The following is a 21508-nucleotide window of genomic DNA, read 5'->3' on the forward strand; positions in this document are numbered from 1 at the left end:
TATTCGGTAATGGTATAACGTCAAAAATGGACATTTTCGGAACTTTAGCGTTTAACTTCAAACTTTGAAATCATGGAAACCAAGAAACCAGATACGACCGTTCCCGGAATCGATTATCAGGAATCGGAAGTGAACGAATATATCGTCAACGATGCGGAACGCGTGCATGCGGCACAAATGCACGAAGCGGTAGGGAAGGACCGCGCGTTCTACGAAAGTCCCGAAAATCCGGGGCGCAAGTTCAACGTGAACGATCAGGCGTATTCGCAGACGTCTCCAGAGGATTTCGTAAAGACGCATTCCAAATTCCATCACAACGACGACACCATCGAAAATTATGACCCGGAATAGACTCCGGGTTTTTTATTGCGTTAATTCTGATAGAAATTGGGTTTTTGGACGAGGTTTTTAAAACGTCGCAAGCGTATCTTTGTGCGCACAACCCAATGCCCATGTCTGGAGAAACTACGTCGAAGACTTCGCGTTTCCTTATCAAAAACCCGTCGCTTGCCATAAGCGAGTTCCGCTATTTCCTTTCGCTGCGTTTCGGTGTGATTTTCGCGCTGAACATGCAGTCTACGATCATTTATTATTGGGTGTACCACATCACGAACGACAAGCTTTCGCTAGGACTCGTCGGACTTGCGGAAGTGATTCCGGCCATTTGTTTTTCGCTGTTCGCGGGTCATATCGTCGATTTGAAAGAGAAGCGCAAAATGCTCATGTTGTGTATTTTGGGCTATATCATTTTAGGAATCGGACTTGCCGTGTTGAGTTTGCCGCACATGGAATTCCTCGCCGTAGATACAAGGTTGCACTTCATTTATTTCGTGGTGTTCTTAGGAGGTATCATCCGCGCGTTTTACGGACCGTCTGGGTTTGCGATGTCTGGCTTGGTCGTGCCTCGCGATCTGTATCCGAATGCGACGAGCTGGAGCAGCATGGCCTGGCAAATGGGAGCCGTGGTCGGGCCGTTGGTCGCCGGTTTTCTCATCGCTTGGGGCGGAATCACTACGGGAATGTTCGTCGTACTCGCCGTGTTGATACTCTTGTTGTTTCCGCTGTTCAAAGTGTCGCCGAAACCTGTCGTCAAAAAAGAAAAAGAACCCGTTTTGAAAAGTCTTACCGAAGGCGTGCGATTCGTGATGAACACGCCCGCCTTATTGGGCGCACAATGCCTCGACATGTTCTCTGTCTTGTTCGGAGGCGCGGTGGCTTTGCTTCCCGTTTTCCAAAAAGAAATCCTCATGGTAGACGAGACCGGTTTCGGGATTTTGCGCGCAGCTCCGGGAATGGGCGCTTTGTGTACGATGGCGCTGCTTGCGTTCATTCCGTTAAAAACCAATCCTGGGAAAAAGTTGTTCGTTTGCGTGACGGGTTTCGCGCTTTCGATCATCGTTTTCGGGCTCAGTAAAAACTTCATGCTCTCGTTTTTCATGCTATTGTTGTCGGGTATGTTCGATGCCGTGAGCGTCGTGATCCGCGGTACGATCCTTCAATTGGTGACGCCCGATCATATGCGCGGCCGCGTGTCGTCGGTCAATACGATTTTCATCAGTTCCTCGAACGAACTCGGCGATTTCGAAAGCGGTGTGATGGCACATTGGCTGGGAGCGGTAAGGGCTGTAGTGACGGGCGGTTGCATTACGTTGGGCGTCATCGGGATCACCTTCTTCAGTGCTCCACAATTGCGCAATTTCCGCTTTGCGGATAATAGGAAAGACGACGATATTTCTTCGTAAATATTGTAATAGTGCAAAGGAATATGGGAATTTTGTAAACACGTCATAGGCATATTTCCCAATTTTGCTTCACTCAATTGACGATTATTTCCAAACAAACAATTTAATCGTGACAGTTTGAATAAAGGATTCTCGAGGCATGGTATCAGCCGTGCCATATGCTCTAAAAGTGGGATAATCGGATTCGGGTGTTCCATTTTTTTTTGAATCCATTTTGAGGCAAAGTTGTTAAACCATGTAGATTATAGGAGCTTTTACGAATGAGGTTCAACATTATTCGCCATGACAATTTAGCGGTTATGGCCATTTTGAAGGAGCAATTCCTAAAACTCGACATACCGTACAAAGTGATAGCATCCGGGGAAATCGAATTGCCCGATACAGTATCAGAACAAAAATTATTGCAATTGGCCGACGTTCTGAGTGCTTACAGCATAGAGGTGTTGGTTGATGAGAAAAGCCAGCTCGTCCAAAAAATACGCAACATCCTGATTGAGCTTGTGCACGACAACAAGCCGCAACTGATGACGATTTCGTATTACCTGTCCGAAAGGATGAATCTGAGTTATGGGTATTTATCCTATCTTTTTGCATCACAGACGCATTATTCGATAGAGAAGTACGTCATTTTGCTCAGGATAGAACGCGCCAAGGAAATGATCATGGAAGGAAGGCTCACGCTCAAGCAGATCAGCGCCGTGCTCAATTACAGCAGCGTACAACACTTTTCGCGACAGTTCAAGAAAACGACCGGGCTTACGATTTCGTCCTTCAAACGCATAATAGAATTGAAAAGGTCAGCCAACATTTAGAACAACACAACAGATATGATGGTAGAAAAATACGAAAGGGATACGATGAAGGTGATGCTTGCCGACGACGATGCCGACGACCGCATGTTCTTCGAGGAAGCCTTGAACGCCACGTCCATTAAACACGAACTCGCGCTTTTTGAGGACGGGTTCGCGCTTATGGATTATTTTTCCGATCCCGAATGTGCTTTGCCCCATATTTTGTTCCTCGATTTGAACATGCCCGGCAAATCGGGAATCCAATGTCTTGAGGAGTTGCGCGCGATTCCGAGGTTGCGCGACATGTCGATCGCGATTTATTCTACTTCGAGTGCAGACCGCGACATCGAAGATACGCTTGGCAAAGGCGCGAATATCTACATCCAGAAACCCAGCAATTTCGACAAGCTGCGCAAAGTCATCAGCCATGTACTCAAAACCAACTGGCAATTCCACATGTCAGGCTTGAACAAGGAAACTTTCTTCTTGAATATTTAATTCGCATTTTGTCTTCTTTCGGAGAAATGGTGTAACTCAAAATGGAAAAAATGCAAGTTTTTCGCACAATAGTTGTATAACTTTACTATGCTGCTTTAAGAAATGTTTATCCTTAAAGCGGGCAACTTTTTGATTTCTCTATTTATATAGATCGATCTTAAAGAGGAATATAAATAGAGAGTGGGAACGCCTTGAGCGTAATCCACTTTTTTTATGACAACAACCAACTAAACTTGCACGACCATGAAGTTCAACATTTCATGCAATTCCATTTTGGCTCCGATGCGCATCTTGCAGGACCAATTGGACAAACTCGACATCAATTACCTGAAACACGAGGAAGGATACGTCGAAATCGCCGGAAACCTTCCTTCCGACATGCGTCCGCAACTCGACGATAAACTCAGTCGTTACAGCGTCGCGATCATAGAAGACGAAAAGGAATGTCTCGTGCAACGCGTCAAGAACATCCTTTTTGAAGTCGTCAATACCAATAAGCATCAGGTGCAGACGTTGTCCTGTTATCTGACCGATAGGCTCGGTTTCAGTTACGGTTACATTTCGGGACTGTTCGCCTCACATACGTTCTGCTCAATCGAACAATATACCATCATGCTGCGGGTGGAACGCGCCAAACGTATGATCATAGAAGACGAATTGTCGCTCAAACAGATCAGCGATGCGCTTTCGTACAGCAGCCTCGGGCATTTTTCGAAACAATTCAAGAAAAGTACGGGTATCACGTTGTCTGACTTCAGGAAAATAATCCTTCGCAGAAAAAATGGCAACTATTAAGTACACCGACTCCAAAGCCGACGTGCAGCGTATGCAGATTTTCTTAGTCGATGACGATGCCGACGACCGCGCACTTTTTGAGGAGGCGTTCGAAAATGTGCGCGCCCTTTCGACCGATCTTACGATTTTCGAGGACGGCGTTTCGCTGCTCGAGTATCTTCGTCAACCGGAAAACGATTTGCCGCATATCATCTTTTTGGATTTGAACATGCCGATGAAATCGGGAGTCGATTGCCTTAGGGAAATCAGGCAGGACAAGCGCCTCAGAGATGTGTCGGTAGCCATTTACTCGACTTCGAACAGCGCTCGCGATATCGAGGACACTTTTAGCGGAGGCGCCAACGTGTACATCCACAAACCCAGCAGTTTCGATCAGCTCAAAAAGACGTTATCCCATGTACTCAAGCTCAATTGGCAGTTCCATCTTTCAGGGATGAACAAGGAGACTTTTTTCCTCAACGTATAAAAAAAGCGAGGACAAATTCCCCGCCTTTTACTAACCAAACAAATTTCTATTTGCTATTCTTCTTCGGTTCCATCGGCTTCTGCCGCATCGAAATTGATGGTGTTATACGCTTTTTCAGTCAAGGTCATATCGGCTTCTTTTTCTTCTTCTAGCGTCATGTGCAATTGTTCCGCGGCCTCTTGTTCGCCAATGGTTTTCGCCCAGGCGACGAGCGTGCCGTAAGTGGCGATCTCATAATGTTCCACTTTTTGTGCGGCTGCAATGATGCCGGCATCGCGAACCGCGCCGGGTTCAGATTCTTCCATGATCGATTCGCCTTCTTTGATCAGTCCGTCCATCGCATCACATTTTTTTGCGACGGCTTTTTCGCCTACGAGCGCAAATACTTTTTCAAGACGGGCCACTTGTTCTTCGGTCACGGCCAGATGCTCGTCTATAGCCGACGCCAATTCCTGAGAAGTCGCGTTTTTGGCCATTTTAGGCAGCGCTTTCGTGAGCGCTTTTTCGGCCCAATAAATATCTTTCAGACCGTCGACGAACAATTCGCGAAGTTCTTCGGCGGCGTTTCGTTTGGCTTTGACTTTTCCACGCTCGGTAGTGGTTCTTGAAGTTGTTTTCTTTGTTGCTGATTTTGCTGTTGTTGCCATAAAAATCGTTTTTAGCGGTTATAAAATGTTGTGTGTTCTTACAAAGGTCAAACACAGTGCACGCAAATGGCTTACAGTATTTTCAAAATCCATTGTACAATCTGGAAAGGAAGCGGCAAGTCTCAAGATTTGTTGCTATTTTCAACAGAAAAAAGAAATCATGGATTACGTAAAATGGCTCGGATTGTTCGCCGCATTGTTCATTACCGTCGCGAATTTTCCTCAAACGTATAAGATGATACGCACCAGATCTGTAGGCGATATTTCTACGGCGACCTATATCTTGCTCGTGATCGGAAACGCCGCGTGGTTGGTTTACGGTATCCTGAAAAGCGACATCCCGTTGATTGTCGGCAACAGCATTTCTACGTTAAGTTGTGTCGTCATCCTGATCCTCAAGTTTATTTGGCCCAAAAGCAAAACCCATAAAAAAACGGGAACTTAATCCCGTCTCGTTTACACTCTGGTGTCGAAGCCGCCGTATTTGCGTTCGGTTTCAAGACGTCTTCTTTCTTCTTCATAGGTTTCCTGGCGTTCATCGCGTTGGGCGGCATCCCAGGCATCGTCTAATTCCTGGCCTTCGTGGTCGTTCTCGAATACCATTTCGTTGCCGCGCATCAAAAGGCTTCGGCTGCTGTCGCTTCCCATACCGTAACTGTTGTCGAACCTTTCGTTGTCGTTATGAGGTTCAGGGTCAGCTGGACGTGTTTCGCTTCGGTATTGGTTTTCGGCATCCGAAAGACTGTAATTTCTCGGGTTGCTTTCGTTGCTTTCGTCGTATCTGGAAAGGCGTTCGTTTTCGCGTCCTTCCCAATTGTTAGGCGTTTCCATGATTTTACTTTTTTAGTTGTCCGTTAAATTTAAAACCGATTGGACGAAATTGCGTTACACCTTTATCACATCGGTTTGCACATTTTACGCCGAATTCGCACAAATTGGATAACAACTGATGTCGAAACCTGTAATGGCTCCAGAAATCCAGCATCTATCTTTACGCTTCATTTAAACGACACAACTATGAGACGATTCATTTTCACGTTTTGCGCGTTGCTGTTCGTAACGATAGCATCGGCCCAGACGGATTCCATCCGCAAAGGGAAAAAAGACCCGAACAAAACCGAGAAGTCGGTGAAAGCAACCAAAAAGACCGATGCGCCGCGCGACACGATTTCGACAAAACGCCAAAACAACAGACGCAGTACGCAATCGCCGAGCACGCAGCCAAACAACAGTACCGACCCTGCAAAAATGCCACCAGCCACACCAACGACTCCGCCTCCGGGATATCCGAGTAATCCGAACAGCCCAACTCCGACATCACCTACAGGTCAACCTTAAAAACGAAAACCCGGACAATACGCCCGGGTTTTTCTTTTGGTGTCATTTTTTTACGGCACTTGTTCCATTTCTCCTTCGGTCGTTCCCGATACGTTCGTGTCGTTTACGGGTGCGGCTTGGGTCATGGTGGTGTCGGGTTCGGTAGTCATGACGGTGTCTGTGATTTCTGTAGACTCGACGTTGGTCGTTTCTTTTTTGCACGATGTCATCATGAAAATTGAGGAAAAAATGGCGGCGATGAAGATGCGACTTGTTCTTTTCATGTCTAAAAGTTTTGAAAATCAAAAGTACAGTTACATCCGCTTGGACATTTTACAAGATTTCGCCCGATAGTGGCATCATGTGCGGTTAGTATTCACTTTCGAGGATGTAGTTTTCTGTTGCGGACTTTTTTGACGTTTGCTCTTTTCGATCTTTTCATCCCTTTCTTCGCGCATTTCTTCCTTGAACAATTGCAAATCCTGGGCTTCATCAATGGAATGCGAGCGCAAAAGGCTTTCTTCTTTTTGTGAAAGGCGGCTAAGGCGAGCGTAGTATTTTTGGATGATCTTCATTTCTTCTTCGGTCAATTCTTCTATATCCACAAGACGGTTGCTCGCATATTCGTGCGAAGCCACCAATTCGTTAAGTTTGAGTTGGATCGCGAGCGAGTCCTTATTCTGCGCTTTTTGGATCAGGAAAACCATGAGAAACGTAACGATTGTTGTGGTCGTGTTGATGAACAATTGCCATCCGGCCGAGAAATTGAAGAATGGCCCGAGGATCGCCCATCCGATAATGACGATAAAAGCAACGCTGAAAGCTGCCGTAGATCCAGCCGCTTTAGACACTTTCATCGCAAAACTTTCGAAACTATTGGTTGAATTGAGTTTTTTTTCCATCGTTCTGCGTTTTTCAATAGAACAAAGGAAAAAGTTCGACCTAAGAAATGCCTTATAAAGTTGACATCAAGAGTTGCATCTTTCAACAACAGTTAAAACCGATTTCGTACAACGAAACGCATAAAATGCTGTAACAAAGCCATCTCGGGATTCGGGAACTTTGTAAAACAACTTTAATGACATTGGTTATGAAAAATTCAGAAAACATGTCTCGCGATTCTAAATCGGCGAACAAGACCGGAGCCAAAACCAGCACTTCACGCAGCCGTTCGACAGACTCGAAACCGGCTACAAGAAGCAGGACTCCCGAAAAGAAATAATTGGTTATCAGTTAAATTGAAAGCTTGAGACAACGGCAGTTTTCCGAAAAATGTCGGACAGACCAAGCTTCAGGAAGTGGAATGAGCGATCGTTCCACTTTTTTGTTTCAATCTAAAAACGGAGGCGTCAATTTGTGCTTGAACGAGAACAGGACCAACCCGACTTTCGATTTGATGCCGTAACGGTCGAATAAAGCCGTCCTGTAAGCTTCTATCGATTTTACCGAACGCCCCATGATATCGGCCATTTGCTCGTATGTATATTCTTTTTCGTCGCAAACCAGCCTCAAAAAGTCGGCTTCGCGAACCGAAAGCTGGATCGTCTGCCGTTGCGCGTTGGCGCCGTTGCCTTCGTAATTGCGAACGCGTTTTAGTATTTCGGACACGTTGTTGTAACCGATCTTGACGATGTTGTCGATCGCGAATTTGAGGTCGTGTGCCGTACAGTTCTTGTGTAGGAAACCTCTTGCACCATGATGGTAAGCCGTGTCGATGATGTTTTCGTCGAAATGTTGGGTAAGCAGCAGCACTTTGTGTTCTTGTTGCTTTTCCTCGAGCGCCTGCAGCACTTCTATACCGTTCATGCGCGGCATAGAATAATCGAGGATGAAAAGGTCGGGAGCGTTTTCCATAGGAAGGCTCGACAGGAAATCCTCTCCGTTGTCGAATTCATGCGTTACCTTGTAATTGCTGATTTTGTGCAACAGCTCCTTCAATCCGTGGCGGACGATGTGATGGTCGTCAATGATGCCGATCGTCGTTTTTTCCATAAGTGTCGTTTTGCTGTAATCGTATGATCGTGCCGGTTCCGGGTACAGACGAAATGTCTATTTCGTATCCGATTGAAGTGGCACGTTGTTTCATGTTGGCCACGCCAAGTCCTGATGTGTCGGAGGCGTCGAATCCTTTTCCGTCGTCCGATATGACCATTTCGAAAGGATGATCCGTCATGGTGATGTTCACGTAAGTCGCCTTCGAATGTTTGAGAATATTGTTCATCGATTCCTGAAAGATACGGTAAAGCACGGTTTTTTCGTTCGTGTCGAAAACCTTGTCGAAATGCTGCGGTATATTGAATGACACCGCGATGCGCCCGGTTTTGTTGAGCCGTTCGCTTTCAGAAGCTATGGCCTTCATCAAATCGTTGCTCATCAAAAGTTGGTTGCTAAGGGAGTGGCTGAGGTTGCGGATGGATTCCGAAAGTTTTTTGACGGCTTCAGACAGCGGTTCCAGAGTCGTATTGTTTTGGGCCGAATCCAAACGCAATGCCTCAATCTGGAAGTTGATGTACGTAAGCTGTTGGCCCGCGTCATCGTGCAGATCTTGCGAAATGTTCTGCAATACTTGCTCCTGGGTCTCAATCACGGTTTGGGTAAGGGCTTTTTGCAGGTCGAGATCTTTTTGGTAGAGTTGAGCGGTGTACGAGCGGATTTTATTGATGTAAAGTTTTATAAGAAAGGCACAGAAAACGATTATCGTGCAAACGAAAATCAACGAAATCAAAATGCCGAATACGATTTTATCGTTCATGGGGTTCGATTTTTGGGCTGGAAACGCAATAATTGATCAAAGAATAATAAACAAGATTTACAAAAAGACTAATGATACTGAACAATGTGGTAGAACCAAAGACAACTGTCTGGAAAATGGCTTTGTCCCGAAAACCAAACAATAAGCTGAACCCAAGAAAGAAAAGCAAAGGCGCACACAACATCAGATAGGTAGAGCCATGCATGTTCAGGATGCTTTCATTGTGTAGCATCCTTAGGCTTTCGACAAGAAAAAGCAATACATAAAGAAATGCACCCGCAAGAAACGGATAGTAATTGAAATTCGTTGTGCCTTCGATAAAAAACAAGTTTATCAAACTGAAAACCGCATACAGGATGATGGCTTTGAGAATGTAAGGACGGTGAAAACTCTTATAAAATATCCAAAGCCAAATGACGTTGTGCAAAACCACATAGATGCTGGTATTCAAACCAGAATCCACTTTCGTGTAAGCCAGATAGCTTAGACAAAACTCGTTTATCAAGCCGACAACCAATACGAGAAGCAACGGAAAATACTTTTGGAACCTTCCTTTGGAATTATACAAAATCCAAAGGAAGGTAATGATCATGTAAATCCTGACCGTATTGATGGATGCCAGCAGGAATTCCTTCATCTATTTGAGCGACATTTCCTGTTTGTGGATTTTGAGCAGCATATTATAAAAATAAGGGACAGTCGAAATATCGAAATGGTAATAGGACTTTCCGCCCTGAATCCTGAACATGACCATTTCGCGTCCCGAGTCGTCTATTCCTCTTGAGAACTCGAATTTGGAGCCAGGTAGTAAATTTTGGCGTCTTGCGATAGCGTTGAACAATACGATCGAATAGCAATTCGCATCCTTGTCGTAACAATCTACAAGACTAGGCCGTATCGTGGAATTGTTTGCCGAAGTCGCGTCGAAATCAAACTGTACGAACTTGTCATAACACGTATTCGTTCCGATCACATTCTGGATTTCCTGCCAGGTAAGTTCTTTCATCGCAGGTGGATTAGTCGGGTACTTACGCTCAAAAAAACGCTTGAAATCATTGCTGTCGATGTTATGCGTAATGTGGGAAAGTGTCATACCGTCATTGCCACAAATACTTTGACCTAACCTTCTGAGGGTTAATGTAGTTTCGTCCTGGCAGGTTTCGTCTAATGGAGTTGCCGGCGTTGTAGTCGTAACAGCGTTTGTGGCTGTGGTTTCCGAAGCAGTTGCGGTATCTTTCTTTTGTTGGTTGCAACCAACTGCCAAGGTCAATAATGCGAGTAAAAGTGCGGATGTTTTCATGATATGTTTGAATTTATTGGTTTCAAAGTTGGTGATCATAAAATCAATGGCTAGATGTTTTTCTCCTAAAACGACTAGGTTTTTCCCTAGCGTCCGTCTTGGTCGAAATACTGGTTTGCAATAGTAAATCTACCAAGGTCAGGCCAATCACGGTAAAATAACTTTGGTAAATAAATCCGGGATACCGAAAACGGCAAGAGTAGGTGTTATAAAAATATAGAAATTATGCATACGACAAACATTTACAAGTGGTTCGACCTTAAGAAAAATTTGATGGTCATTTCGAGTCCGTCAAAAAGTCACGTGCGTTTTGCACTAGTATTGGTTTTGGCTGTATTGTTCCAAAGTTGCGGCCTTTTCCTCAAAGGGAGCATCAACAGGAAGTTTCCTCCCGTCATTACCCAAGATATGAAAATTGCGGGCGCATGCAAGAATCTCAATGCGCTTGATACGACTTTAAATTACGATGTCTCGATGCAACTTCGTAAACAGATGCTCGATTCACTTGTGTCGGAACTACTCAAGCAAAACACCAGAAGCATCGTATTTGACCAAAAAGAGCTCGACAGTCTCGTCATCAAAGATGCAAGTCTCGCTTTTGGCGAACAGGAATTGCTGGCCAACACCGAACAAAAACTCTATTTGAGCCACAAAAGGCTTAAAAATGTCGAGTATGAAGTAAATGCGGCGCTCATTCCTTACTACAGCGGAGACACTTTGTATCTGAATCCGTATTTCAATTCTATAAAAATCAAGCATATAGGTTTTAAAGGTTTGGGGTTTTTGACGCGCCAGAAACCCCTTTACAAACTTTTGAACAACATCCTTTCGCAACATTTGGCCAATCTCAATGGAACACTTAAAACGTATCACGTAAAACTAAAGCCATTGCCGCAAGACAACATACAGGTTTCTACGCTTATAAGTGCGGGAAGCGGTGTGTCTATAGAAACCGATGCAACGATAACCTTTAAAGGATTGAAACCACAGTTCTCCATAAACATAAACCCCGATGGGATGCGCATGCTGGGGCTTTTCAACGCCGATCCTGTCAATGCGTTCGAATGCCCGTCTTACCAAGCAATGGACTTAAGCGAGAAAAAGCGCGTGTTTATGGTGTTGGATAAAGAGCTCAAGAATCGGTTCGAAAGTATCGACAAACGCAATTTCGACACTCCCGAATGGGAAGCCAATTCCCAAATGACCGTTAAAATAAGAAACGGATTCCTTTCATCGAATCTCAACGAGGCGTTGTCGAATTTGAATTTCCGGTTTTCTGCAAACAAAAGTTTTGCACAGGATATACCACGTGCCGGTGTGTATGTGCCAAGACCGGGACTTTCTTGTCCGTCCGGTTGGAGATGCGTAATAAATCCGGGCTTTTGTGCGGCGTGTAATGTAGCTAAACATGCACTCAATGTATTGCCTTCGAGAATAAAAGCCGGTACGATAGGCGGAAGTGCCAATGGCAGCGGCTCGATTTCATGTAACCTCAACAATATTGTTTTCGACGATACTTTTTCGTCGGTAGCCATAGCACAGGACATGTCTTTTTCGGGAAAATTGAATTACGATTTGACCTATCACGGTTACGAAGGGATAGGTTTCCTGTTGAGTTGTCCGTATTTGCAATTCAAAGGGAATCCAAATTTTTCGGGTTCGATCAAGAATCCCGAATTGGTTGCCGACATCACCAAAACCAATTTGGCCGACGGTTGTACGCTTTCGATTCGTCCACGTCCGATACAATATCAGATCCAACTTTCGTCATCTCCGGTCGAGGACATGTTCACCAATATTAGAAATCACCTGACTTGCGGAGCCGGTATCCGTGCTTTGGGGATCACTTTCGGTTTGGGAAGCATAGTAGGCAATGCATTCAAATTAGACGACCTGGCCCAGATTGCCGATGCCGCGTTATTTGGGAAATACGATTCTGAACTCGAACTGCATTCGATGGATCTTCCTATACAGTATACGGTTCAGACACCTTACGGCAATTTTCCACTCATCCCACATTGGGGGCAAAAATCAATCAATGCGGGATATGTTGCCCCAACTGCCACTTCTTTGGTAAGCAATAAATGAACTAATGGCCGGTGTTGGGAACAATCCTTCCGATGCCGGCTATAAAACATCGGGAACAATAAGGAAATTATACACGGCAGTCTTGGTTTTTGCGAAAATTTCTTTGCAAAGCCCAAGCGCCGCTTTCCACGTGTTTTGTGAACCCACATGGATTCAAAAAGGTATCTTCGTCTTTGGATAAGTTGGATTATGAGGCTTTGCCGGTGACCATTATGTCGTCGTTCAAATTGACTTGATACAGTAGGCGACGAGGTATTTTCGGGTGTTATTTGCGATGCAGAGAATGAGAATTACGATTTAGAGACGGTCAAAATCGGTTTTTGGCGTTTTTTTCAAAGAACCAGCCCGGGAACTCAAAACAGTCTCCATTAGTGTTGGACATATGACCTCATTTTCGTAAATTGGTTAGTTGTAATAGTTGAATTTTGTAAGAATTCACAGAAATGTTGTAGACAGAAACAACAATGGATTCAGCATATTGCAAAAAACTATCTTATGAAATATATCTTTTGGTTTCTTAGCGTAGGTGTCCTGATGTCGGTATTGGATCTCGCCCAAGTCCGCCAAGCCTACATCGCGTCACCGAAATCCGAATCGGACGCCAACAAATTTGCCGAATTGGTCAAAGACGTACAAAAAGACGATGCCAACAAAACGCTTGTGGCGTATAAAGGCTGTGCGTTGACGCTCAAATCAAAACATTCCAATTATCTGCCCGACAAAATCTCATTCATGAAAGAAGGTGCGGGTTTTATCGACGCCGCCGCATTGGCCGATCCGCAAAACATCGAAATCCGTATGATCAGGATGAGCGTACAGGAAAACGTGCCTTTCATCGTGAACTATCGCGATAACCTTAAAGACGACAAGACCGTTATCGAGACCGGATACGCCAAAGCGCCCAAAGACATCAAGCTGTTGGTCAGGAACTTCATCAAACAATCGGAAAGTTTCTCTCAAGATGAGAAAGCCCGCTATAAGTAATCCGGGTTTTTTTACGGAAATTGCAGCATGAGACAACTTTTGATGTGCGTTCTTTTTCCGGTGCTGGTGTTTGCCCAGCCTATGCAGAAACGTTGCGTCAAACCGCTTGTTTCGATCAAATTGCCGTCGGAAGTTTCCGAAACGTCTGGACTTACCGTTTTCAATGGCCAACTGCTCACGCATAACGACTCCGGAAAAAAGCCCATACTTTACAGCCTCGACACGCTTACCGGTAAAATAGGAGAAAGGTTTGGGTTGCCTGTTAAAAACTTCGATTGGGAAGAGATTTCGAGCGACAGCCTTTTCATTTACATAGCCGATATCGGAAACAACCACCATGCACGCGACCGTCTGTATATTTACAGGTTAAGGAAAAAAGCACTTTCAGAACGCCGGATCGAGCTCGACAGTATCGGTTTTTCGTGGCCCGAAGAGCATTTGCACGATAGCATAAAGAAAAGAAATTATAATTGCGAGGCGTTCGTCGTTTCGCGCGACAGTATTTATCTGTTCACAAAAGAGAAGCACCGCACCGGCTGTTATTCCATTGGGAAATCACCGGGCTTTTACACGGCGAAATTCCAGTCCGAATTCAAATCTAAAGTGCGCATCACGGGCGCTTTTTTTGACGAAAACAAACAACGTCTCGTGCTTTGCGGCTACAACGGATTGCTTCGGACGTTCCTTCTCGATTTCACCGATTTCAGCAACAACGCTTTCTTCTCCGGAAAGGTCACGCGTTACCGACTGCGCAAAGCGTTCCGTCAAACCGAAGGCATCACGACTTTCAACGGACGCGATTTTTATCTTTCCAACGAACATTTCCTTTTGCCGTGGATCATCAGCCGAAAACAGGAACTCCATCTGGTCCGGCTTGAATAATCTTAGCCGCGAATTGCACGAATGCCACAAATAAATAACAGTAAAAGAGTAGTGAAATTAGTGCCATTCGTGGCAAACCAAACCGCCCTAAAAGTAAAAAGCCCTTCCGAAGAAGAGCTTTCCACACAAAATGAAAACAAATAATCATTTCCACCCACCGCCCAAAGAGCGGTAAAGTTCCACTGCGGCGTCAAGACGGGCTTTTTTCTGCACCAACACCTGAAGCTCGCTTTGCAACAAATTATCCTGGGCCGTAATCACCTCGAGGTAATTCGCCATACCCGATTTGAACAGCAGGTCGGCATTTTTCACGGCGGTTTGCAACGTATTCTTGCGACTGTCTGCCGCTTCGTACTGCAATTTGAGTTTGTCGATAGAAACCAAAGCGTTCGATACTTCGCCCACGGCCACCAAAACCGATTGCCTGAACCCGATCACGGCTTTCTCGCGTTCGGCTTTCGAGACTTCGTATTGCGTACGAAGGCGTTTGCCGTTGAGCAAAGGCTGCGTCAATCCGCCGGCGACCGTTCCGAACAAGGAAGCGGGCATCGTGAACCAATTGCTGGCTTCGAACGAATTCACACCAGCGGTCGCACTGATCGTAAGCGACGGATACAGTTGGGCTTTCGTGACTCCGACTTCGGCGTTCATCTGTTGCAGATACAATTCGGAAGCTTTTACATCGGGACGAAGCGCGACCATTTGAGAAGGTACACCCGCATCCAATTTATCGGCTACGGCCAATTGCGCCAACGAGGTTTTGCGGTCGATGGTTTTCGGGAAACTTCCGGTCAAAACGCTCAATGCATTTTCCTGGATTGCAATTTGTTGCTCCAAAAACGGAATCAATTGAGCCGCGACAAGACGTTGTGCTTCAGCTTGTTGTTTGGCCAAAGACGTCACCTGCCCCGAATCGTATCTGAGATTGATGATCTGCAGCGTCCTTTCGTTGAGTTCGAGGTTTTTGCGTGCCACTTCAAGTTGGGCATCAAGCATCAACAGGTTGTAGAAGCCGCGTGCGACATTCGAGACGATAATGGTTTGCAACGCATTTTTGGCTTCGGACGACTGTAAATATTGAGCCAAAGCCGATTTTTTGCGGTTCTTGATTTTTCCCCAAATGTCGGCTTCCCAACTCAAGGTTCCGGCGGCCGTGAAATCATCGATATGATGTTGACCGACGAACTGGCTCAGACTCAATCCGTTCAAACTGTTCTCGGACGGATTCGTAGAACTCGCGGTTACCTGAAGGTTCAACGTGGGCACATTTCCCCATTTTGCCTGAGACAAACGAAGACGTGCGATTTCGATGTTCTGTTGGGCAACCAGCAAATCGTTGTTGCGGACCAACGCACTGTCGACAAGGGTTTGCAGCGTATTGTCGGTAAAGAACGAACGCCAGTCCGTGTCTGCGATAGTGGCAGAAGATGTAGACGCAGCAACGTCCGAACGATAAGCCGCAGGAATCGCTTCCTTAGGCGTTTCAATGTCTTTCGAGACCTTACAAGCACTTGCGATAAGCAGCAAAACGCTTGCGGTCAGTATTTTTATGTGATTTTTCATGATGTCAGGATTTTAGGCGTGTACGATTTCGGTTTCAGGTTGAGATTGTACCGGTTTTTTAGACGAAACTTTTTCGTGCAGGTATTGGAATACGATGAACAGCACCGGAATGATCAAAATTCCGAGTACGACTCCCGTAATCATACCGCCCGCAGCACCGATACTGATCGAGTGGTTACCCTGTGCAGACGGGCCTTTGGCGCGCATCATCGGCAACAAACCGACCACGAAAGCCAAAGACGTCATGATGATCGGACGCAGACGCAACTTGGCAGCTTCAAGCGAAGATGCCACGAGCGATTTGCCCGACCGTCGCCTTTGAGCCGCAAATTCCACAATCAGGATCGCGTTTTTGGCGAGTAATCCGATAAGCATGATCAAAGCAACCTGAACGTAGATGTTGTTCGAAATGTCGGTCAGGCCGATCGCTGCGAACACTCCGAAAACGCCCGTAGGTATTGAAAGTATGACTGCAAGTGGCAATACATAGCTTTCGTATTGTGCGGCCAATAGGAAATAGATAAACAACAACGATAAGATGAAAATCACGGTCGATTGTCCAGCCGATGAAATCTCTTCGCGCGTCATACCCGAAAACTCGAATCCGTAACCGAAAGGCAAGGTTTGGGCGGCGACTTCCTCGACTGCGCGGATCGCATCGCCCGAGCTGTAACCTGGTTTGGCGATCGCATTGACTCCGATAGAGTTGAACAAGTTGTATCGCGATGCGTTTTCAGGTCCGTAAACGCGTTCCAATTTGACGAGCGTTTTGATCGGTACCATTTCGCCTGTGCGGTTCTTCACGAAAATTCCGTCCAATGAAGAAATTTCGTTTCTGGAATCTTTGTCGGCCTGTACCATGACGCGGTAATATTTACCGAATCGGTTGAAATCCGACGCTTGGGCCGAACCGAAGTAGGCCTGCATCGTCTGCGTGATGTCTTTTACGCTTACGCCCAATTGCTCGGCCTTTACGTCGTCGATCTGCATGTCGTATTGAGGGAAATCGGCTTTGAACGATGAGAACGCGAACCCGATTTCAGGTCGTTTCATCAATTCACCTAGGAATTTATCCTTGATGCCGCTGAACTTTTGCAGACTTCCGCCGGTTTTGTCCTGCAGCACGAAATCGAGTCCGTCGATGTTGCTGAATCCGGGAACGGTCGGGAAGGTGAACACGAAGAAATTCGCGCCTTTGATCGCACTGAGTTTGTCTTGTACGTCACCCATGATTTCGTTAATGTCGTCGATTGCTCCACGTTCGCCCGCTTTTTTGAGCAAGATGAACGCGACTGCAGACGACGGACTCGAAGATTGGGTCAACATATTGAAACCAGACAATCCCATGATGGTGCGTTGTGACGGCAGTTTCTGCAAGATCGCTTCGGCTTCCTGAACGACTTTCGTGGTTCTTTCCAAAGACGCTCCGGCCGGCATCGACATCGAGATCGCGATGAATCCTTGGTCTTCAGACGGGATGAATCCTGTCGGTGTGCGTTTCACCATGATGACCGTTGCGACGATCACGACGGCCAACCCGCCAAGGCTTAACCATTTGTGACGTGTTAGGAAACGAAGGCTTCCGATATAATTGTTGGTCAATTTGTCGAATCCTTTGTTGAATCCGATAAAGAATTTTTCCTTGAACGATTTCTTTTCCGATGGCGCTTCCCCGAAATGGTTCGGTTCTTTAAGGAATAAAGCTGCCAACGCCGGACTCAACGTCAACGCGTTCAAAGCCGAAATCACGATCGCGATCGCCAAAGTGAACGCGAACTGACGGTAGAAAACCCCTGTCGAGCCTTCCATAAATCCTACGGGAAGGAACACGGCCGCCATGACCAGCGTGATCGAAATGATCGCCCCCGTGATCTCGCTCATCGCCGATATGGTGGCTGTTTTTGGCGGTAAATGCCGGTGTTCCATCTTCGCGTGTACGGCCTCGACGACCACGATCGCGTCATCGACGACGATACCGATGGCCAAGACGAGCGCGAACAGCGTAAGCAGGTTGATCGAGAATCCGAATACGGACATGAAGAAGAATGTTCCCAAAATCGCGACCGGAACCGCGATGGCCGGAATGATCGTCGATCGGAAATCCTGCAAGAACAGGAATACCACGATAAATACGAGGACAAACGCCTCTACCAAAGTGGAAACGACTTGTTTGATCGACGCGTCGAGTGAATCTTTGGTGTTGTAGAGAATCAGATATTTGACGCCTTTCGGGAAGTCTTTTTCTGCTTTTTTCATCAGATCGGCGATCGCGATCTGGATTTCGTTCGAGTTCGATCCGGCGAGCTGCATCGTGGCGATGTTGATGCCGGGTTTTCCGTTCGTACGAGTATAATTTCCGTAAGTGTAAGCGCCGAATTCGATTTTGGCGACGTCTTTCAAGCGCAATACCGAACCGTCGGGATTCGAACGGATGACGATGTTTTCGTATTCGGCAGGCTTGTTGAGTTTCCCTTTGTATTTGATCACGTATTCGAACGCTTCTTTGCTGCTTTCGCCGAATTTACCGGGAGCGGCTTCGAGGTTTTTGTCCTGGATCGCGCCGATGACTTCTTTCGGAGTCAGATTGTACGAGGCCATTTGCGACGGCTTGAGCCACACGCGCATCGAATAATCTTTGTTTCCGCCGAAAATGAGTGATTGTCCTACGCCCGGAATCCTCCTGATTTCAGGGATGATGTTGATTTGTGCGTAGTTGGCAAGGAAGGTTTGGTCGTATTGTTTTTCGTCTTCCGAATACATATCGACGACCATGATCAAGCTGTTTTGCTGCTTGGTCGTGGTGATTCCGGCAAGCACGACTTCCGAAGGCAACTGGCTTACCGCCTGGGACACGCGATTCTGTACGTTTACCGCTGCCTGATCGGGATTTGTGCCGAGCTTGAAGTAAACGGTGATGACCAATGACCCGTCGTTACTGGCGGTAGAGCTCATATAGCTCATGTTTTCGACACCGTTTATGGCTTCTTCCAGAGACGGTGCGACCGAGCGTAAAATGGTTTCCGCGTTGGCGCCCGGATAGAAGGCGGTCACCTGTACGGCCGGAGGCGCGATGTCAGGAAACTGTTGAAGCGGAAGTCTGGTAAGCCCCAAGATCCCGACAATCACGAGCAAAATCGAGATTACCGTTGCCAATACGGGGCGTTCTATGAATTTTTTGAACATGTTTTCTTGTGTGTGAGTTTTTAAAAATTGTTCCGAATAGGATAGGGAAGTCCTGTCCGGCTGCTTGTGACAACCGGAAACAGTCTGATTCCCTTGGGTTAAGGCTTAGTTCTTGGCCAGAATTTTCTCTTCTTCGGGTTTGATGATGGCGCCTTCCTGAAGGTTCTCGAATCCTTTGAAAACGATTCGGTCGCCAGGTTTTACGCCACTTTCGACGAGATAGGAATTGTCGGTTTTACCGGAAACCGCAATCGGTTGCTTCGAAACTTTGTTCGATTTGTCTACGGTAAATACAAAAATCTTATCTTGTATTTCGATGGTCGCTTCCTGAGGTACCAAAATGGCGTCGCTATGTGGCAGGCTCAACAATACTTTCCCTGTATTTCCGGAGCGCAAAAGTCCTTTGGCGTTCGGAAATTTGGCGCGAAGTGTGATCGCTCCGGTAGTTTTGTCGAATTGGCCGTCGATCATGTCGATGCGCCCTGTTTGTTCGTAGGCCGAATTGTCTGAAAGTACCAATTTTACGGCAGGCAATTTTTTCAACTTCTCGTTCAAGGTCGCGCCTTCGTGATCGGTTTTGAAACGGATGAAGTCGGATTCGCCCAGTGAGAAGTAAGCATAAACTTCGTGCACGTCAGACAAAGTTGTCATTGCTTCGAAATCTGCCGGTGAAACGAGGCTGCCTTGTTTTTTTGGCAAACGTCCGATATAACCGCTAACCGGGGCCGAAATACTCGTATAACCGAGGTTAATCTTTGCCGAACCTACGGCAGCACGTGCTTGCTCAACATTAGCCGTAGCAATTTTAAAAGCTGCTTTCGCTGTTTTGAGCTGATAGTCCGAAACAACGTTATTGGCAACTAACGGGGTTAGTTTTTCTACCTCGAGTTGAGCGTTGGTTTGGGCGGCTTCGGCGGCGCGCAATTGTGCGGTCGCATTGTTCAATTGTTCGCGGAACGGTTGTTCGTTGATTTTGAATAGCGGTTGGCCTTTGGTTACATAAGCTCCTTCGTCTACGAGGATTCTTTCAAGATTACCGCTTACTTGAGGACGGATTTCTATATCGACCGTACCTTGTAAAGCAGCAGGAAATTCTGCGTCGGTTACGGCGTCGGTATTGGCGATGCTGATTACCGGTAGGGCAGGCGCAGCGGCTTGAGGAGCGCTAGCCTGATTGTGGGCACAAGCTGTTATAATGAGTGCGCCTATCGCATAAAAAAACAAACTATTTTTCATTTTGTGGAGTATTAAATATGGATGGATTGAATTGATTGATGTTTTTGATGATTAGTTTGAAAGGAAATGCGCCTTGTCCAGATTGGCGCGTGCAAAAAGTCGCACACAGGCTTTACAACGTTTGACAATAATTCTCATAGCTATTGTTTTATTTAGGTTATTTTTTCTAACAGCGTTAACTTAAAAGACCCGCGATTCTATAATTTTACAAAAAGTTCATCCTTCAAAAAAAATTTAAAGCGATGCCTTCTTATTTCAATTTATTATCTCGGTTATCTTACTTAACAGTGTTAACCAACTCGCTTTAAAAAAATCAAAACCTACTTCCCGCATGATGCGTATATAAATTTTGATCTTTGATTCTTGGTGACTTTTTAAAATTACCAAGAAGCTTTTTAATCTTTCAGCGATCGGATTATTCCACTTATCGCATCCTTGAGGATTTGCGTATTCATTTCTCCATCGAGGCCGTTTCCGACAATATTGATCGAGATCAAACCGTGTACGACAGAAAACAATGTAAAATATTTTTGCTTGACTACATCGGGTATCGGATAACCGTTCATCACGTTTCCGATAGCATCCAGAAACAAATTGTATTGTAATTCCGCTTCTGGCACTTTCATCATACAACAGGTCATTTCGACTCCGAACATCACCTGATACATTTCGCGGTTCTTGAACGCAAACGCCCAAAAATTCATCCACATTGCCTCGAGTAGCTCCTCAGGATCTGAAATCTGATCTTTGAGATCTTTCAACTCGTTATATAATTGAAGAAAACCTTTCTTAGTGATTTCCATCAAAATGGCATCCTTATTCGAAAAATGCTCATAAATTACCGGTGGTGTATATTCTATATCATCGGCAATTTTTCGCATATTCAATCCTTGCCAGCCTTCTGCCTTTACGATTCTGTAAGCAGCCTCGAGAATTTTACATCTCGTTTCTTCCTTCTGCCTAAGAATCCTGTCCTTACTTCCCATAACAAGAATAAATAAATCTAACAATGTTAGGCAAAGTTAAATCAAATGATTTTACGGTTACAATTTTTTTGTATCGTTTTTAACTATCAAACCGACAGTTTTTGATTATTATCCCCTAAAAGTGCTGATTTTGTTGGGGTTAATAAAATTTCGTTTACGGGAATATTTTCAATTTTTGTCTAAACCGCACTGTTTTTCTTTCAATTAGTCAATTGACATTGACCAATAAGGCATATGGAGAAATCCTAAATTATTGGGTATCCAAATCAACTTTCACG

General features: G+C 45.6%; 24 protein-coding genes. 12 read left to right on the plus strand and 12 right to left on the minus strand.

The window, feature by feature from the left end; genetic code table 11:
- Positions 1 to 72: 72 nt before the first annotated feature.
- From HZF10_RS14785 to HZF10_RS14810, 6 genes are all read left to right on the plus strand, one after another.
- Entirely contained in the window at positions 73 to 351 is a 279-nt protein-coding gene (locus HZF10_RS14785) for a hypothetical protein (protein ID WP_176007002.1), read from the plus strand.
- Positions 352 to 452: 101 nt separating this feature from the next.
- Positions 453 to 1742, plus strand: coding sequence for an MFS transporter (locus HZF10_RS14790; protein WP_176007003.1), 1290 nt, complete (start codon positions 453 to 455; stop codon positions 1740 to 1742).
- Between the two features lie 299 nt (positions 1743 to 2041).
- On the plus strand, positions 2042 to 2554 hold the full coding sequence (locus HZF10_RS14795; protein WP_176007004.1) for a helix-turn-helix domain-containing protein: 513 nt from the start codon (positions 2042 to 2044) through the stop codon (positions 2552 to 2554).
- Between the two features lie 15 nt (positions 2555 to 2569).
- Positions 2570 to 3031 carry a response regulator gene (locus HZF10_RS14800; protein ID WP_246282623.1) on the plus strand — a complete coding sequence of 154 codons (462 nt, stop codon included), beginning with the start codon at positions 2570 to 2572 and terminating at the stop codon, positions 3029 to 3031.
- A gap of 243 nt (positions 3032 to 3274) precedes the next feature.
- On the plus strand, positions 3275 to 3826 hold the full coding sequence (locus HZF10_RS14805; protein ID WP_176007005.1) for a helix-turn-helix domain-containing protein: 552 nt from the start codon (positions 3275 to 3277) through the stop codon (positions 3824 to 3826).
- A complete protein-coding gene (locus HZF10_RS14810) occupies positions 3813 to 4292 on the plus strand; it encodes a response regulator (protein WP_246282625.1) in 480 nt (159 codons plus the stop codon). Before HZF10_RS14805 ends, HZF10_RS14810 begins: the two co-directional genes overlap by 14 nt.
- Positions 4293 to 4345: 53 nt before the next feature.
- On the opposite strand, the gene HZF10_RS14815 is transcribed toward HZF10_RS14810, so the two are convergent.
- Positions 4346 to 4939, minus strand: coding sequence for a YciE/YciF ferroxidase family protein (locus tag HZF10_RS14815; protein WP_176007006.1), 594 nt, complete (start codon positions 4937 to 4939; stop codon positions 4346 to 4348).
- 160 nt (positions 4940 to 5099) lie between these two features.
- Here HZF10_RS14815 and HZF10_RS14820 point away from each other — a divergent pair, with 160 nt between their 5' ends.
- Positions 5100 to 5384, plus strand: a complete 285-nt coding sequence (locus tag HZF10_RS14820; RefSeq protein WP_176007007.1) for a SemiSWEET family sugar transporter — start codon at positions 5100 to 5102, stop codon at positions 5382 to 5384.
- Between the two features lie 11 nt (positions 5385 to 5395).
- Here HZF10_RS14820 and HZF10_RS14825 read toward each other — a convergent pair whose 3' ends face one another.
- The gene (locus HZF10_RS14825; protein ID WP_176007008.1) at positions 5396 to 5770 is read right to left on the minus strand and encodes a hypothetical protein; all 375 of its coding nucleotides are present in this window, start codon (positions 5768 to 5770) and stop codon (positions 5396 to 5398) included.
- Positions 5771 to 5956: 186 nt separating this feature from the next.
- Here HZF10_RS14825 and HZF10_RS14830 point away from each other — a divergent pair, with 186 nt between their 5' ends.
- Positions 5957 to 6277: a hypothetical protein gene (locus tag HZF10_RS14830; protein ID WP_176007009.1), complete on the plus strand. Its 321-nt coding sequence runs from the start codon at positions 5957 to 5959 to the stop codon at positions 6275 to 6277.
- Between the two features lie 50 nt (positions 6278 to 6327).
- Here the strand turns inward: HZF10_RS14830 and HZF10_RS14835 are convergent, their stop codons facing one another.
- Both HZF10_RS14835 and HZF10_RS14840 read right to left on the minus strand, forming a co-directional pair.
- Entirely contained in the window at positions 6328 to 6540 is a 213-nt protein-coding gene (locus HZF10_RS14835) for a hypothetical protein (protein WP_176007010.1), read from the minus strand.
- A gap of 75 nt (positions 6541 to 6615) precedes the next feature.
- A complete protein-coding gene (locus HZF10_RS14840; protein ID WP_176007011.1) occupies positions 6616 to 7158 on the minus strand; it encodes a low affinity iron permease family protein in 543 nt (180 codons plus the stop codon).
- 188 nt (positions 7159 to 7346) lie between these two features.
- On the opposite strand from HZF10_RS14840, the gene HZF10_RS18105 reads away from it, so the two are divergent.
- Positions 7347 to 7478: a hypothetical protein gene (locus tag HZF10_RS18105; RefSeq protein ID WP_257008570.1), complete on the plus strand. Its 132-nt coding sequence runs from the start codon at positions 7347 to 7349 to the stop codon at positions 7476 to 7478.
- Positions 7479 to 7585: 107 nt separating this feature from the next.
- On the opposite strand, the gene HZF10_RS14845 is transcribed toward HZF10_RS18105, so the two are convergent.
- From HZF10_RS14845 to HZF10_RS14860, 4 genes are read right to left on the minus strand one after another with little or no spacing between them, the layout of a single operon-like run.
- The gene (locus HZF10_RS14845; RefSeq protein WP_176007012.1) at positions 7586 to 8248 is read right to left on the minus strand and encodes a response regulator; all 663 of its coding nucleotides are present in this window, start codon (positions 8246 to 8248) and stop codon (positions 7586 to 7588) included.
- A complete protein-coding gene (locus HZF10_RS14850) occupies positions 8220 to 9008 on the minus strand; it encodes a sensor histidine kinase (protein WP_176007013.1) in 789 nt (262 codons plus the stop codon). Before HZF10_RS14850 ends, HZF10_RS14845 begins: the two co-directional genes overlap by 29 nt.
- Positions 8998 to 9645 (minus strand): hypothetical protein, encoded by a 648-nt coding sequence (locus HZF10_RS14855; RefSeq protein WP_176007014.1) that lies wholly within the window; start codon positions 9643 to 9645, stop codon positions 8998 to 9000. The genes HZF10_RS14850 and HZF10_RS14855 overlap by 11 nt, the downstream gene beginning before the upstream one ends.
- On the minus strand, positions 9646 to 10308 hold the full coding sequence (locus tag HZF10_RS14860; protein ID WP_176007015.1) for a hypothetical protein: 663 nt from the start codon (positions 10306 to 10308) through the stop codon (positions 9646 to 9648).
- A gap of 225 nt (positions 10309 to 10533) precedes the next feature.
- Between HZF10_RS14860 and HZF10_RS14865 the strand changes: the two genes are divergently transcribed.
- The 3 genes from HZF10_RS14865 to HZF10_RS14875 all read left to right on the plus strand — a co-directional run bounded on the left by HZF10_RS14865 (position 10534) and on the right by HZF10_RS14875 (position 14262).
- Positions 10534 to 12396, plus strand: coding sequence for a hypothetical protein (locus HZF10_RS14865; RefSeq protein WP_176007016.1), 1863 nt, complete (start codon positions 10534 to 10536; stop codon positions 12394 to 12396).
- Between the two features lie 495 nt (positions 12397 to 12891).
- Positions 12892 to 13380 (plus strand): hypothetical protein, encoded by a 489-nt coding sequence (locus HZF10_RS14870; RefSeq protein WP_176007017.1) that lies wholly within the window; start codon positions 12892 to 12894, stop codon positions 13378 to 13380.
- A gap of 27 nt (positions 13381 to 13407) precedes the next feature.
- Positions 13408 to 14262 carry a T9SS C-terminal target domain-containing protein gene (locus HZF10_RS14875; RefSeq protein WP_176007018.1) on the plus strand — a complete coding sequence of 285 codons (855 nt, stop codon included), beginning with the start codon at positions 13408 to 13410 and terminating at the stop codon, positions 14260 to 14262.
- 144 nt (positions 14263 to 14406) lie between these two features.
- Here the strand turns inward: HZF10_RS14875 and HZF10_RS14880 are convergent, their stop codons facing one another.
- The 4 genes from HZF10_RS14880 to HZF10_RS14895 all read right to left on the minus strand — a co-directional run bounded on the left by HZF10_RS14880 (position 14407) and on the right by HZF10_RS14895 (position 21230).
- On the minus strand, positions 14407 to 15825 hold the full coding sequence (locus tag HZF10_RS14880; RefSeq protein ID WP_176007019.1) for an efflux transporter outer membrane subunit: 1419 nt from the start codon (positions 15823 to 15825) through the stop codon (positions 14407 to 14409).
- 12 nt (positions 15826 to 15837) lie between these two features.
- Positions 15838 to 19008, minus strand: coding sequence for an efflux RND transporter permease subunit (locus HZF10_RS14885; protein ID WP_176007020.1), 3171 nt, complete (start codon positions 19006 to 19008; stop codon positions 15838 to 15840).
- A 105-nt stretch (positions 19009 to 19113) separates the two neighbouring features.
- On the minus strand, positions 19114 to 20244 hold the full coding sequence (locus tag HZF10_RS14890) for an efflux RND transporter periplasmic adaptor subunit (protein WP_176007021.1): 1131 nt from the start codon (positions 20242 to 20244) through the stop codon (positions 19114 to 19116).
- Positions 20245 to 20639: 395 nt separating this feature from the next.
- On the minus strand, positions 20640 to 21230 hold the full coding sequence (locus HZF10_RS14895; RefSeq protein ID WP_176007022.1) for a TetR/AcrR family transcriptional regulator: 591 nt from the start codon (positions 21228 to 21230) through the stop codon (positions 20640 to 20642).
- Positions 21231 to 21508 lie beyond the last annotated feature (278 nt).

Source organism: Flavobacterium agri, assembly GCF_013401995.1.
Lineage (GTDB): Bacteria > Bacteroidota > Bacteroidia > Flavobacteriales > Flavobacteriaceae > Flavobacterium > Flavobacterium agri.